A 12,435-nucleotide genomic window follows, 5' to 3' on the forward strand; every position below is an offset into this window, starting at 1 on the left:
AAGATCTGGTCATCATGGGTTATGTCAGTGGTGCGTTTGGTGTACGCGGCTGGGTGAAAGTCCATGCCGATACCGAATACGCCGATAGCCTGTTTGACTACCCGGTCTGGTGGCTGGGCAAAGATGGTAGCTTTAAAGCGTATACCTTCGAAGAAGGTGCAGTTCATCCCAAGGCACTGGCAGCCAAACTGGCCGGTGTTGACGGGCGTGATGCTGCCCACGCTCTGCGTGGATGCGAAATTGCCGTGCCACGTGCAGAATTGCCTGAAACTGAAGAGGGCGAATACTACTGGTCCGATCTGATCGGTCTGGAGGTCGTCAATCAGGAAGGCGTGCTGCTGGGCAAGGTGAAAAACCTGCTGGAAACCGGTGCCAATGATGTGCTGGTGCTGGCTGATGACGGGAAAGAGCGTTTGCTTCCCTTCGTCGACCAGGTTGTGTTGAATGTTGACCTTGCAGCCGGCCGTATTTCGGTCGACTGGGGCGTCGATTTCTGATGCAGATAGACGCAATCTCGCTGTTTCCCGAGATGTTCGATGCAGTCACCCGTTTTGGCGTCAGCCGGCGCGCGGTGGAGCTGGGCATCTGTGATTTTTCCGCGTGGAATCCGCGGGACTTCACTAGCAATAACTATCGTACGATAGACGACCGGCCTTATGGCGGTGGTCCCGGCATGCTGATGCTGATCGAGCCTTTAGTCGCTGCGCTTGACGCGGCACGGGCAAGGCAGCAGGCACAGGGCGCCGAAACGAGTCATGTTGTTTATTTGTCGCCACAAGGACGGGCACTGGATCACCGCAAGGCGGTCGAGTTGTCGCAACGTCCGGGTCTCATCCTCTTGTGCGGGCGCTATGAAGGCGTCGACGAGCGTTTGATCGAGAGCGAAGTCGACGAGGAAATTTCCATCGGCGACTATGTGCTGTCGGGTGGCGAGTTACCGGCGATGGTGTTGATGGATACGGTGTTGCGGTTGTTGCCTGGCGTGCTGGGTGACGCGCAGTCGGCGAGTGAAGACTCGTTTGCCGACGGACTACTGGACTGTCCGCATTACACACGACCGGAAGAGTACCGGGGGATGAGGGTACCGGAAGTATTGATGTCCGGTAATCATGCCCTGATTGCAAAATGGCGACTTAAACAGTCGTTGGGCCGTACCTGGTTACGCCGCCCCGACTTGTTGCAGGGCCGTACATTATCAAAACAGGAATCTCGGCTGCTGGCAGAGTATCAGCAGGAACAAGATTCCCAGAAAGCGGAGCATTAACATGGATCTGATTCAACAACTCGAGCAAGAAGAAATTGCCCGTCTGGGCAAGACCATTCCTGAATTCGCACCAGGTGACACCGTTGTCATCCAGGTTAAAGTTAAGGAAGGTAACCGCGAGCGTCTGCAGGCTTACGAAGGTGTCGTAATCTCCAAGCGTAACCGTGGCCTGAACAGCTCTTTCATCGTGCGCAAAATGTCCGCCGGTGAAGGTGTTGAGCGTACTTTCCAGACTTACTCCCCGCTGCTGGCTACCATCGAAGTCAAGCGTCGTGGTGACGTTCGTCGCGCCAAGCTGTACTACCTGCGTGGTCTGACCGGCAAGTCCGCACGTATCAAGGAAAAGCTGCCAGCACGCAAGGCACGCTAATTGACCGCGGACATGATGTCCGCTGGCCAAACGACGGCTTTGCCGTCATGATGAAGCGCAAGGCATTCCTTGCGCTTTTTTTCGTTCCGAAGATGACCTCCTATTCCGCTATTATTCCCGCGCCCTTTGCCATGCTGGGCATCCGTTGTTCTGCACAGTACTTGCAGAGGGTTGATTTTTTGCCCGCTAGCACTGCTATGCAGGCTGCTGGCTCTGGCACGCTGGCCGCCGAAGTTTCCCGGCAGTTGCAGGCCTGGCTGCTTGATGCCTCCTTTTGCTTTGATTTGCCCTACCAACTGGAGGGAACCCCATTCCAGAGGCGGGTATGGCAGGCCATTGCCGCCATTGCGCCGGGACAGACGCTTAGTTACCAGCAGCTTGCCGCCAATATAGGGTCTGTTGCGCGCGCAGTTGGCGGGGCATGTGGGCGCAATCCTTTACCCATCATTATTCCTTGCCACCGGGTGCTGGCAAAAAACGGTCTGGGCGGTTTCAATTTGTCGACCGGTAACGAGATGCTGGCGATCAAGCGCTGGCTGCTTGCCCATGAACGCTAGTCTTGAGCTGATCGATGCCTTTCTGGATCTGTGCTTGCTGACCGATGGCCTGTCGCGTAATACGCTGGATGCTTACCGGCGCGATCTGTGCAAGCTGGCGCAGCGTCTTGAGGCCCTGGATACGGATCTGGTCAGTGTCGATGAGGCCATACTGGCGCAGGCTCTGCTGCCACAAGCGCAAGAGAGTACCGCTACCCGTGCGCGGCTTATTTCGGCTGCACGGCGTTTTTTTTGCCATTTGCTGGAAACCGGTGTGCGTAGCAATGACCCGCTCAAGCGCCTGAAAGGGCCACAGCCGGTACGTGCCTTGCCGCGTCCTTTATCTGAAGCCGATGTGGAGGCGCTGCTTGAGGCGCCCGATGCCGCCAGTTTGCTGGGTTTGCGGGACAGATCCATGTTCGAGTTGATGTATGCGACCGGGCTGCGCGTGTCCGAGCTGGTTTCCCTGCAGCTGGGCGAGCTGGATCTGGCATCCGGCGTGGTGTCCACCATAGGCAAGGGCGACAAGCAAAGGCTGGTGCCCATGGGTGAGGTGGCGCAGGAGTGGTTATTGCGTTATCTCACCGAAGCGCGGCCGGTTTTGCTGGCGGGGACGGCTTGCGATGATGTGTTCGTGACGGTCAGGCGTAGCCGTATGACGCGGCAGATGGCCTGGTTGCTGATTAAACGCTACGCGACGCAGCTGGGTTTGAGCCATGTCAGCCCGCATACCCTGCGCCATGCTTTTGCCACGCACTTGGTCAACCATGGTGCAGACCTGCGTGTAGTGCAGTTATTGCTTGGCCACGCCGATATTTCGACGACCCAGATCTATACCTATGTCGCCCGCGAGCGTTTGCGCCAGCTGCACCGGGAACATCATCCGCGCGGCTGATTTTTGCATCCGTTGATGCTGGACGGATTGGCTATTGCGGCATCGATCAACTAGGCTGATGGCATGCCGGATGCTGCCGATATTTTCTCCTCTGCCGCGGATGAGGCTGCTTGCCATCTGCCCGCTTCTTCCTTGCTTGATGCACAGACGGAAGTGGACTCTGGCGCGCGCATGCTGCGTTTTCGCCTGCTGCGACCTGTTGCGCAGCGGGGGATAGTCCGGCGTCTGGCGCTGGCCTGGTTTTTGTCGCTGAGCCTGTGCTTGCTGTCAGTGGGGTGGCCAGCCGCAGAGTCCTGGCTGAGCCTGTCTTTGCCTTGGCAGGCAGAAGTGTTGCCGCTGGTGCTGGCTCCTGGCATGTTGCTGGCTATCTTGTGGACGCTCTGGTTCGGTATCGCGCTGGGCGGTGCGCTGGCCTTGCTCAGTGCGCTGTTTGCCGCATGGGTCATGCATTTTTCGCTGCCGTTCATCTTGCTGTCCGGAGCCACACATTTGCTGGCTTTGCTTATCTTGTATCTGGGTTACCGTGCCGTGCCCATGCGTCCCGACCTTTCCTCTGGCGATAATCTGCTGTTTTTTTTGATGATGGTGACGGTGAGTGCAACGTTTGCTTCGCTGGATGTGCTGGTCGGTGTCTATGCCAGCCAGTCCGGCTATGCCCAGTTGCTGAGTCTGTGGCTTGGCCGCTGGCTGGGCATGCTGGCTAATTTTGCGTTGCTGCTGCCATTGCTCTGGCTGTACGGGCGGCGTATCGAGCGTGCGCTTGACAGACTGCCATGGCTGACTCGGCGCAGGGTGCGCCTGACGTATTCCCTATGGACGACGGCTTTGCTGCTGCTCGCCTTATTGCTTTATGTTTTTCTGGCGGTCAGATTGCATGGCGCTTATGTCGCGCAGGCATTTGTCCACTATGACCGTATCGGCTGGCCTACGGTGGCCCTGTCAGCTTTGCAGGTGCTGCAGATCATTCACATCGTGCTGTCGGTGCTGGTGGTTTTCATCGCCTATTTCTTTTACCAGATATTGCAGCATTGGACGGGCACGCTTAAACGTACGGCCAGCCAGTTGAGCCTGCTGAATCGGAAATTGGCCGAACTGGCGCTGACCGATGAGCTGACCGGTTTGTATAACCGCCGCCATTTTATGGAGATGGCCAGACGCGAGTTGGCCAATGCCGAGCGGCATGGCATGCCTTGTTCTTTGCTGCTGATCGATATCGACCACTTCAAGCAGGTCAATGATCACTATGGCCATTTGGCTGGCGATCAAGTCCTGCGCATATTGGGACGGCTGCTGCCGGTGCTGCTGCGTCCCAGTGATCTGGCGGCCCGTTATGGCGGGGAGGAGTTGGTGGTCTTGCTCAGGCATACGCCGCTGGACGAAGCGCTGGAAGTCGCCGAGCGCATACGTCAGGCGATTGCGGCACAGGCCTATCCCGATTTGTCCGCCAGTTTGCGGGTGACGGTCAGTCTGGGAGTAGCTGAATCCCGTGTGGCCGAGCCGGATCTGGACTGGCTGATCGAGCGTGCTGACCGCGCATTGTACCGGGCGAAAGATGGCGGGCGTAACCGCATAGAATGCGACCCGGGCGCATGGGCGGCCGGGTCGGTCTGCTCCGGGTCTTCCGGCTGATAGCCGGCGGACAAGGGTTATGCGCAGGCGGGGCGGGTATCGATAAATGATGGTCGCAGGGACAGTTTGTCCTGCAGCGCGGCCAGATTGGCGTAATCGGCCTGCCAGTCAAGCTCGGGAAAACGCAGCGCCAGATAGCCCAGGCTGCAGCCCACGGCAATGTCGGCAATGCTGTAAGCCTCGCCGTTGCACCACAAGCGCTCGCCCAGGTCCCGGCTCATGGTCGCCAGTGCACGGGTGATTTTTGCATGCTGGTGCTGGACCCATTCTTCCATTTGCTTGTCGGCAGGGCGGCGGCGCTCGATCACGATGGAAACGGCCGCATCACAAAGGCCGTCAGCCAGCGCTTCCCAGCGGCGGGTATCGATCAGCACCCGTCTTTCCTGCGGGTAAAGGCGGGAAACGGGCGAGATGCTATCCAGATATTCGACAATGACACGCGAGTCGAACAGCACACTGCCATCATCCAGCTCAAGGGCCGGTACCTTGCCCAGCGGGTTGTAGTCGCTAATGTGGCTGTCGGCCTGCCAGGGTTGCTCGATCTGGATCGGACATTCTATTTTTTTTTCGGCCAGTACGATGCGCACTTTTCGTGCAAAGGGACTGGTGGGTGAAGCAAGCAGTTTCATAGTCTGTCGGTGTTAGGTTGGCAGCAAAGCCAATGATTCAATGTCGAACTGTAACCCAATGAACAGCAAGACGAAAGTGTTGTGTATCTAAAGTAGCTCTACCTTGCCGGATACTTCCAGTCGTAGCAGGCTAACACCGGCTTGCCAGTCGGGACTGGCGGGCGCGGCGGCTTCCATGGCGGCGGACTTGAGCATGACAGGACGGAACGAGGGAGGCGGTGTATTTTGCCCCAGCGTCAGTTCGCGTACCGCGATATGCGCTTTGTCCAAAGCGCGGGCGGCGATCTGCGCCTGTGCGCGCAAGCTATGAATGGCTTGAGGAATCAGCTGTTGTTCTGTTTCGCGTCTGAGCTGCTCGGAGACCCGGAAATCGACACTGGAGAGCAGCATAAAGCGCTGCAATTGCACGGTCAGTTCACCGGCTTGTTGCATATTGCGGCTTTGGATGCTGAGCGATGCGCGCGCGCTCCATGCCTGAAGCTTGCCGTTCTTATCGTATAAGGGCCAGCTATTGTAGCCGCTGTTGCGGCTGGTGATGGAGGGAAAGCCTTTAGCGACAGCGACGGCACGGGCAAGCTGGCGATTCAGGCGTTCGGCCAGAATGGTGGGGTCGCTGGCCTTGTCCTCGACATAGAGCGTGGCCTGAAACTCGTCATTGGCAAGTTCGCGCTCGGCGCTGGCATTCAGGTTAAGCATCACCCCCTCTGCCTGTACCGCAGGTGCAAGCAGGCAGAGCAGGGCAAACAGGCAGGGCAACATCTTCATCGGGCAACCTTCAGGGCGAGGCAATCATTCATACATATTGTGAATCATAGCCTAGATATGCAAGAAAGGTTGCTGTGGCAGATGTATGCCCTAGCGGGTATCGCGCTAGCCTAGCAGCAAGGCATCATCATCGATGACTTCACCGCGGGTCTTTTCGAACATGGACAGCAAATCGGCAACCTGCATCTGCCGGCGTGTTTCACCGCTCACATCCAGCACCACCTGGCCTTGATGCAGCATGACCGTACGGTCGCCATGATCCAGCGCCTGACGCATGGAGTGGGTCACCATCAGCGCGGTGAGTTTATTGTCGCGCACGATCTGGTCGGTCAGCTCCAGTACGAAAGCAGCGGTTTTCGGATCCAGCGCCGCCGTGTGTTCATCCAGCAGCAGGATGCGCGAGGGACGTAATGAGGCCATCAACAGGCTGATGGCTTGGCGCTGTCCGCCAGACAGCAGTCCCATGCGGTCTGATAAGCGGTTCTCCAGTCCCAGCTTGAGCGTCGCAAGTTTGTCGCGGAATAATTCGCGCTGTGCTTTTTTGACGGCCAGTCCCAGACCGCGTTTCTCTCCGCGCTGCCAGGCCAGCGCCAGATTCTCTTCTATGCTCAGCCCTTCACAGGTGCCGGCCATCGGGTCCTGGAATACCCGTGCCACCAGTTTGGCGCGCTGCCATGCACCCATGCGTGTCACATCCTGCTGGTCGATAAACAGCCGGCCGGAGTCAGGCTGTATATCGCCGGAGATGGCATTAAGCAGTGTCGACTTGCCGGCCCCATTGCTGCCTATCACCGTGACGAACTGGCCGGTTTCTATGGTCAGCGACATGCCGCGCAGCACATGGTTTTCGACCGGCGTACCTGGGTTGAAGGTTTTTTGCAGATTGTCGGCGCGCATCATTTGGCCAATCCTCCGGATAGTCGTTTGAATTTGGCCTTGATCAGCGGCAGCACCAAGGCAAAGCCAACCAGAAGTGCGGTGATCAGGTTCAGATCTTGCGCGGCCAGGCCGATAAAGTCGGCGTTGAGTGCCAGCGCGATCAGTATGCGATAGAGCAGGGCACCCAGTACTGTCGCCAGCGTGATCACCCACAGCTTGCGCGACGGAATCAGCGTTTCGCCGATGATGACCGCCGCCAGCCCGACCACGATGGTGCCGATGCCCATCGAGATATCGGCACCGCCCTGGGTCTGTACATAGAGTGCGCCGCCCAGCGCGATCAGCGCATTGGATAGCGCCATGCCACAGAGCACCATGCGGTCGGTTGAAATGCCCTGTGCGCGTGCCATGCGCGGGTTGGCGCCGGTGGCGCGCATGGCGAGGCCGGCCTGCGAGGCAAAGAAAGCGTCCAGCCCCAGCTTGGCCAGTACGATAATGGCGGCGAGTACGGCGGGCTGTACCGTCATGGCACGATCGAAATCATCGCCAATGAGCGCGGAGAAGACGGTGGCCTCACCGATCAGCGGAATATTCGGTGCGCCCATAATCCTGAGATTGATCGAATACAAGGCAATCATCACCAGAATGCTGGCCAGCAACTGCAGGATATTCAGGCGTACATTGAGCCAGGCTGTCGTCCAGCCGGCTGCCGCGCCGGCCAGCATGGCGAAGGCGCAGGCGCTATAAGGGTCATGGCCGCCGGCGATCAGGGTGGCGGCAACGGCACCGCCCAGCGGGAAGCTGCCATCGGCAGTCAGGTCGGGAAAATTCAGAATGCGGAAGGAAATCAGCACGCCCAGTGCAACCAGGGCGAAGATCAGGCCGATTTCCAGTGCACCCATCAGGGCAATGACGGACATGGTTGGTGGCTTTCTTTGTGTTTGCCATGCTTCTGCGGCATGGCTTGTCGTGCGTGGGCAGAAACGGTTTTAGCCGTAGCCGCCGCGAACAGGCGGCTACGGCCAGCACTTATTTGACGATTTCGGCGGCGCTCTTGAGCAGGGCCGGGCTCAGGTTGATGTTCTGCTTTTGTGCTGCAGCCGGGTTGAGCGTCAGCGACAGCTTGTTGCCCATTTGTGGCGCGATGCTGCCGGCTTTCTCACCCTTGAGGATGCGCACCACGATACGGCCGGCCTGACGGCCGATGTCGTAATAATTCTGCCCAAGTGCGGCGATGGCTCCGCGCTTGACCGAATCAGGGTCCGAAGCAATCAGCGGCATCTTGCTCTGGTTGGCGACGGCCACCAGCGACTCGTAAGTCGACACCACATTATTGTCGGTGCTGGTGTAGATGGCATCGACCTTGCCGGCCAGATTCTTGGCGGCGGGGGCGACATCCACGCTGCGCGCGGCGGCCGACTCCACCAGCGTCATGCCGCGTTTGCCCAGTTCGGTTTTCAGTTCGCGCGCCACAATGACCGAATTGACTTCACCCGGGCTGTAGACCATGCCGATTTTTTTGGCGGCCGGTTGGATTTTCTGGATCAGGTCAACCTGGGCTGCGATCGGCAACCGGTCGGATACGCCGGTGATATTGCTGCCCGAAGCCTTCCATGAAGGCACCAGTTTGGCGGCGACCGGGTCGGTAACGGCAATAAAGACCACTGGGACATTGCGCGTTGCGGCGGCGACGGCCTGTGCGCTCGGTGTGGCGATCGCGACGATGGCGTCGGGCTTGTCGCCGACGAATTTGCGCGCGATCTGGCCTGCTGTCGCGGTATTGCCTTGAGCGCTCTGGTATTGCAGCTTGAGGTTGCTGCCGTTCTGATAGCCGGCTGCCTTCAGTTCGTCCTCCACGCCTTTGCGGGCAGCATCCAGCGCCGGATGGTCAACAATGGCGGTGATGGCAACCGATTTCATATCGGCCGCAGAGGCCGAGCCGAATGCACCGATAGCGAGCAGCGAAACGAGCAGGGGACGGAGGGATAGGCGCATGGTGTTGATCTCGTCGTAAACAGATAAAGATTGGATTTTGTCTGCAATCTTATGGCAAAACGACGGGTGCTGTTTTTTGCTTATTGGATTTTTATGCTTACAAGTGCGGCTTTATTTTAATAAAATTGCTAATGTATTGTGGTTTGCGCGATGAATATTGTATTTTTTGAGTGAGCTTGAAATATGATGGTTAATTTATTTCTGCGCTGCGGCAAGGGTGGGCGCAATGAATCCGGGAGTGCGCTTGTGCGTTTGGTATAGGTAAAGAACAACGGCCACAGACTTGCTGTGGCCGTTGCGTGTTCTGGCTTTCCGCCAGATATGCAGGGGCTTAGTCGAGGTAGTCGTAGCCTGGCAAGGTCAGGAACTCGACGAAGTCGTCACTGCTGGTCAGCTCGGCAAACATGCGTGCCGCGTCTTCATACTGGCGCGTCCAGCGGCTGCCCAGCTTGTCTTTCAGGTCGGCCACAACTTCGCCGTGGAACTGGGCAAACAGCTCCTGTGTGACCTTGCGGCCGTCTTCCAGCACGCCTTTGGGCGAGCGTATCCACTGCCAGATCTGTGCACGCGAAATCTCGGCGGTGGCGGCATCTTCCATCAGGTTGTGGATAGGGACGCAGCCGTTGCCGGAGATCCACGAGCCCAGATACTGGATGCCGACGTCGATATTCAGCTTCATGCCGGCTTCGGTGATCGGTGTTTCCGGCTGGAAGCACAGCAGGTCTGCTGCGGCCGTGTTGACATCCGGACGCTGCTTGCCGATCTGGTTGGGTGCATCGCCCAGCACGGCGTTAAAGGATTCCATTGCAATCGGTACCAGACCCGGGTGGGCCACCCAGCCGCCATCGTAGCCGTCACCGGCGTCGCGATCCTTGTCGGCCTTCACGCCGCCCAAGGCCTTTTCATTGGCTACCGGATCATTCTTGATCGGGATCAGTGCGGCCATGCCGCCGATGGCCGGTGCCTGACGCTGGTGGCAGGTCTTGAGCAGCAATAGCGCATAGGCACGCATAAACGGCACGGTCATGGTGATGGCACCACGGTTGGCCAGGCAGAAATCCTTGTTGTTCTTGAATTTTTTGATGCAGCTGAAGATGTAGTCCCAACGGCCGGCATTCAGGCCGCAGCTGTGCTCGCGCAGTTCATACAGGATTTCGTCCATCTCGAAGGCGGCGAGGATGGTCTCGATCAGTACGGTGGCCTTGATCGTGCCTTGTGCAACGGAGAGTTCGTTCTGTGCGAATACGAATACATCGTTCCACAGGCGTGCTTCCAGATGGCTTTCCATCTTCGGCAGGTAGTAATAGGTGGCGCGGCCGTTTTCCAGCAGATAGTGGATGTTGTGGAAGAAGGACAGCGCGAAGTCGAACAGTGCACCGGAGACGATATCGCCATCGACGGTGATGTGTTTTTCCATCAGATGCCAGCCGCGCGGGCGCAGCAGCAAGGTGGCGATGGTGTCGTTCAGCGCGTATTGCTTGCCTTCTGGGCTGGTGAAGGAGATGGTCTTGCGATAGGCGTCACGTACATTGATCTGGCCGCTGATCTGGTTGTCCCAGCTCGGGCAGTTCGAGTCTTCAAAGTCGGCCATGAAGCTCTTGGCACCGGAGTTCAGTGCATTGATCATCATCTTGCGCTCGACCGGGCCGGTGATTTCGACGCGGCGATCCAAAAGGTCGGCCGGCAGCGGGGCAATTTTCCAGTCAGCGGCGCGCACGGCGGCGGTTTCCGGCAGGAAGTCTGGCAAACGCCCGGCATCCAGTTCTGCCTGGCGCAGCACGCGGCGCGCGATTAGTTCGCGGCGGGTGCCTTCGAATTTGCGGTGCAGCTTGGCCACAAACGCGAGCGCTTCGGTTGTGAGGATGGTTTCGTATTCCGCATTCAGCGGGGCGAGGATTTCAACACCTTGCGGCAAGGTTATGGCCATCTGGTTTCTCCTGAGGTTTGTCGGTCTGATTATGCTGTTTGCCAGTTTAGGTGAGCATGGATTGTAGAAAAAGCTCTAAAATGGCATTAATCCTTTTACTTTTTGTATGCTAATGGACAGCTTCAAGCAGATGGAAACGCTGGTCGCGGTGGTGACGCTGGGGAGTCTGAGCGCGGCCGCCCGGCAAGAAGGCGTGGTGCCGGCGATGATAGGGCGGCGGCTGGATGCGCTGGAGGAGCGTTTAGGTGTGCGGCTATTGGTGCGCACGACACGCTCCATTACGCTGACTCAAGAGGGCACGGCTTTTTACGAAGACGCGCTGCGCATTCTGGGCGAGCTGGCGGATGCCGAAGCGGCTGTGGCTTCGGGCAGCGGCCGCGTGCGCGGCCATCTGCGACTATCGGCACCGGCAGGCTTCGGTCGGCGCCATGTCGCGCCGCATGTGGCCAGCTACCAGCGCATGCATCCGGATATCAAGGTGACGCTGGATTTGTCCGACCGGCTGGTGGATTTCGTGCGTGACCGCATCGACTGCGCGATACGGATTTCCGATCTGGCCGACTCCTCTTTAGTCGCGCTGCGTCTGGCCGAAAACCGTCGCGTGGTGGTCGCATCTCCGGCCTATCTGGCCGAGCATGGCATTCCGTATCGTCTGGAAGATTTGTCGGGCCACAACTGCCTGTCGCTGGGCGAAAGCCAGAGTCGCGGCTGGAGCTTCATGCAGCAAGGCGAGCTGGTCAATCTCAAGGTATCGGGCGTGCTGGAGTGCAACGACGGCGCCGTGCTGCATGACTGGGCCATTCGCGGCTTGGGCCTGGCCTGGCGTTCGCTGTGGGAGGTGAAGGATGACTTGTCGGAAGGACGATTGGTCACGGTGCTGGACGCGTATGCCTCACCCGACTATCCGGTGTATGCGGTGGTGGCAGAGCGGCGTTTGCTGCCGCTCAGGGTACGCCACTTTATCGAACATTTGCGCGCCTGTTACAGCGCGCCAGGCTATTGGGATTAGACCTTCCGCGCTGCGTTCAGTGTGTGCAGTGGCGGGCGGTAAAGCGTTCGAAGTAGGCGATCGGGCCGATGCTGCTTAAGCCGATGTGAAAGCAGATGTCGGCTGCAAGAGTCTCGCCGGCATTTTCGCTGGCGTGAATCAGCTCATACAGGACTTCTACCTTCTTGAACCGCTCCTGAGCTCCGATGCTGCCATCCAGCCACGTCTGTATTTCAGCCGATTGCGGATGAGTGCTGTTGATTTCCAGCGCACAGTTGGGGCAACTGACAAAACTGATTGCCGGCGGGATCGAGATGTCCATGCCGGCGAGTGCATCCTGCGCATAGATGGCGAATTCGCTCAGGCGGTTTCCAGCCCGCTGCCGGATCGCCGACAGCGGCAAAGCTTCGGCATCCCCCGGCAGATTGAAAAGTTTTTGCACGCTGCTCTGGGCAGATTCATCAGAATTGTTCATGGCGATGCCTTTGACTTTTATCAAATGATTTTCAAGTAATCAATATAGAAAATATTCAATGGCATTGGAAGAAAAATTTATCT

At 58.2% G+C, this 12,435-nt stretch carries 14 protein-coding genes; 7 read left to right on the forward strand and 7 right to left on the reverse strand.

The features are described from left to right. Positions 1 to 14: 14 nt before the first annotated feature. The 6 genes from rimM (at position 15) to GQF02_RS00630 (ending at position 4,694) form a co-directional block, all read left to right on the forward strand. On the forward strand, positions 15 to 497 hold the full coding sequence (gene rimM / locus GQF02_RS00605; RefSeq protein WP_220789283.1) for a ribosome maturation factor RimM: 483 nt from the start codon (positions 15 to 17) through the stop codon (positions 495 to 497). Continuing rightward, the gene (gene trmD, locus GQF02_RS00610) at positions 497 to 1,264 is read left to right on the forward strand and encodes a tRNA (guanosine(37)-N1)-methyltransferase TrmD (protein WP_160794151.1); all 768 of its coding nucleotides are present in this window, start codon (positions 497 to 499) and stop codon (positions 1,262 to 1,264) included. The genes rimM and trmD overlap by 1 nt, the downstream gene beginning before the upstream one ends. A 1-nt stretch (position 1,265) precedes the next feature. After that, positions 1,266 to 1,634 (forward strand): 50S ribosomal protein L19, encoded by a 369-nt coding sequence (gene rplS / locus GQF02_RS00615; protein WP_124734750.1) that lies wholly within the window; start codon positions 1,266 to 1,268, stop codon positions 1,632 to 1,634. Between the two features lie 179 nt (positions 1,635 to 1,813). Next, positions 1,814 to 2,191: a methylated-DNA--[protein]-cysteine S-methyltransferase gene (locus GQF02_RS00620; protein WP_235930007.1), complete on the forward strand. Its 378-nt coding sequence runs from the start codon at positions 1,814 to 1,816 to the stop codon at positions 2,189 to 2,191. Continuing rightward, on the forward strand, positions 2,181 to 3,065 hold the full coding sequence (gene xerD, locus GQF02_RS00625) for a site-specific tyrosine recombinase XerD (RefSeq protein WP_160794152.1): 885 nt from the start codon (positions 2,181 to 2,183) through the stop codon (positions 3,063 to 3,065). Before GQF02_RS00620 ends, xerD begins: the two co-directional genes overlap by 11 nt. A gap of 63 nt (positions 3,066 to 3,128) precedes the next feature. Further along, positions 3,129 to 4,694, forward strand: coding sequence for a GGDEF domain-containing protein (locus tag GQF02_RS00630; protein ID WP_160794153.1), 1,566 nt, complete (start codon positions 3,129 to 3,131; stop codon positions 4,692 to 4,694). Positions 4,695 to 4,711: 17 nt separating this feature from the next. On the opposite strand, the gene GQF02_RS00635 is transcribed toward GQF02_RS00630, so the two are convergent. The 6 genes from GQF02_RS00635 to aceB all read right to left on the reverse strand — a co-directional run bounded on the left by GQF02_RS00635 (position 4,712) and on the right by aceB (position 10,889). Beyond that, positions 4,712 to 5,323 carry a glutathione S-transferase N-terminal domain-containing protein gene (locus GQF02_RS00635; RefSeq protein WP_124734754.1) on the reverse strand — a complete coding sequence of 204 codons (612 nt, stop codon included), beginning with the start codon at positions 5,321 to 5,323 and terminating at the stop codon, positions 4,712 to 4,714. An 87-nt stretch (positions 5,324 to 5,410) separates the two neighbouring features. After that, entirely contained in the window at positions 5,411 to 6,088 is a 678-nt protein-coding gene (locus GQF02_RS00640; protein ID WP_160794155.1) for an SIMPL domain-containing protein, read from the reverse strand. A 105-nt stretch (positions 6,089 to 6,193) separates the two neighbouring features. After that, a complete protein-coding gene (locus GQF02_RS00645; RefSeq protein ID WP_124734756.1) occupies positions 6,194 to 6,988 on the reverse strand; it encodes an ABC transporter ATP-binding protein in 795 nt (264 codons plus the stop codon). After that, positions 6,985 to 7,887: an ABC transporter permease gene (locus GQF02_RS00650; protein WP_160794157.1), complete on the reverse strand. Its 903-nt coding sequence runs from the start codon at positions 7,885 to 7,887 to the stop codon at positions 6,985 to 6,987. Before GQF02_RS00650 ends, GQF02_RS00645 begins: the two co-directional genes overlap by 4 nt. A gap of 109 nt (positions 7,888 to 7,996) precedes the next feature. Further along, positions 7,997 to 8,962: an ABC transporter substrate-binding protein gene (locus tag GQF02_RS00655; RefSeq protein ID WP_124734758.1), complete on the reverse strand. Its 966-nt coding sequence runs from the start codon at positions 8,960 to 8,962 to the stop codon at positions 7,997 to 7,999. Positions 8,963 to 9,293: 331 nt separating this feature from the next. Continuing rightward, entirely contained in the window at positions 9,294 to 10,889 is a 1,596-nt protein-coding gene (aceB, locus tag GQF02_RS00660) for a malate synthase A (RefSeq protein WP_160794159.1), read from the reverse strand. A 112-nt stretch (positions 10,890 to 11,001) separates the two neighbouring features. Between aceB and GQF02_RS00665 the strand changes: the two genes are divergently transcribed. After that, entirely contained in the window at positions 11,002 to 11,898 is an 897-nt protein-coding gene (locus GQF02_RS00665; protein ID WP_124734760.1) for a LysR family transcriptional regulator, read from the forward strand. A 16-nt stretch (positions 11,899 to 11,914) separates the two neighbouring features. Here the strand turns inward: GQF02_RS00665 and GQF02_RS00670 are convergent, their stop codons facing one another. Further along, on the reverse strand, positions 11,915 to 12,352 hold the full coding sequence (locus tag GQF02_RS00670) for a hypothetical protein (protein WP_160794161.1): 438 nt from the start codon (positions 12,350 to 12,352) through the stop codon (positions 11,915 to 11,917). Between the last annotated feature and the right edge of the window lie 83 nt (positions 12,353 to 12,435).

Origin of the sequence: Craterilacuibacter sinensis, assembly GCF_009831765.1 — a bacterium.
In the GTDB taxonomy this organism is placed as follows: Bacteria; Pseudomonadota; Gammaproteobacteria; order Burkholderiales; family Chromobacteriaceae; genus Craterilacuibacter; species Craterilacuibacter sinensis.

Excerpts from the sequence above, each read along its gene's own strand:
- rimM (WP_220789283.1), top strand. The coding sequence starts at position 15 with ATGGGTTATGTCAGTGGTGCGTTTGGTGTACGCGGCTGGGTGAAAGTC.
- trmD (WP_160794151.1), top strand. The coding sequence starts at position 497 with ATGCAGATAGACGCAATCTCGCTGTTTCCCGAGATGTTCGATGCAGTC.
- rplS (WP_124734750.1), top strand. The coding sequence starts at position 1,266 with ATGGATCTGATTCAACAACTCGAGCAAGAAGAAATTGCCCGTCTGGGC.
- xerD (WP_160794152.1), top strand. The coding sequence starts at position 2,181 with ATGAACGCTAGTCTTGAGCTGATCGATGCCTTTCTGGATCTGTGCTTG.
- GQF02_RS00630 (WP_160794153.1), top strand. The coding sequence starts at position 3,129 with ATGCCGGATGCTGCCGATATTTTCTCCTCTGCCGCGGATGAGGCTGCT.
- GQF02_RS00635 (WP_124734754.1), bottom strand. The coding sequence starts at position 5,323 with ATGAAACTGCTTGCTTCACCCACCAGTCCCTTTGCACGAAAAGTGCGC.
- GQF02_RS00640 (WP_160794155.1), bottom strand. The coding sequence starts at position 6,088 with ATGAAGATGTTGCCCTGCCTGTTTGCCCTGCTCTGCCTGCTTGCACCT.
- GQF02_RS00645 (WP_124734756.1), bottom strand. The coding sequence starts at position 6,988 with ATGATGCGCGCCGACAATCTGCAAAAAACCTTCAACCCAGGTACGCCG.
- GQF02_RS00650 (WP_160794157.1), bottom strand. The coding sequence starts at position 7,887 with ATGTCCGTCATTGCCCTGATGGGTGCACTGGAAATCGGCCTGATCTTC.
- GQF02_RS00655 (WP_124734758.1), bottom strand. The coding sequence starts at position 8,962 with ATGCGCCTATCCCTCCGTCCCCTGCTCGTTTCGCTGCTCGCTATCGGT.
- aceB (WP_160794159.1), bottom strand. The coding sequence starts at position 10,889 with ATGGCCATAACCTTGCCGCAAGGTGTTGAAATCCTCGCCCCGCTGAAT.
- GQF02_RS00665 (WP_124734760.1), top strand. The coding sequence starts at position 11,002 with ATGGACAGCTTCAAGCAGATGGAAACGCTGGTCGCGGTGGTGACGCTG.
- GQF02_RS00670 (WP_160794161.1), bottom strand. The coding sequence starts at position 12,352 with ATGAACAATTCTGATGAATCTGCCCAGAGCAGCGTGCAAAAACTTTTC.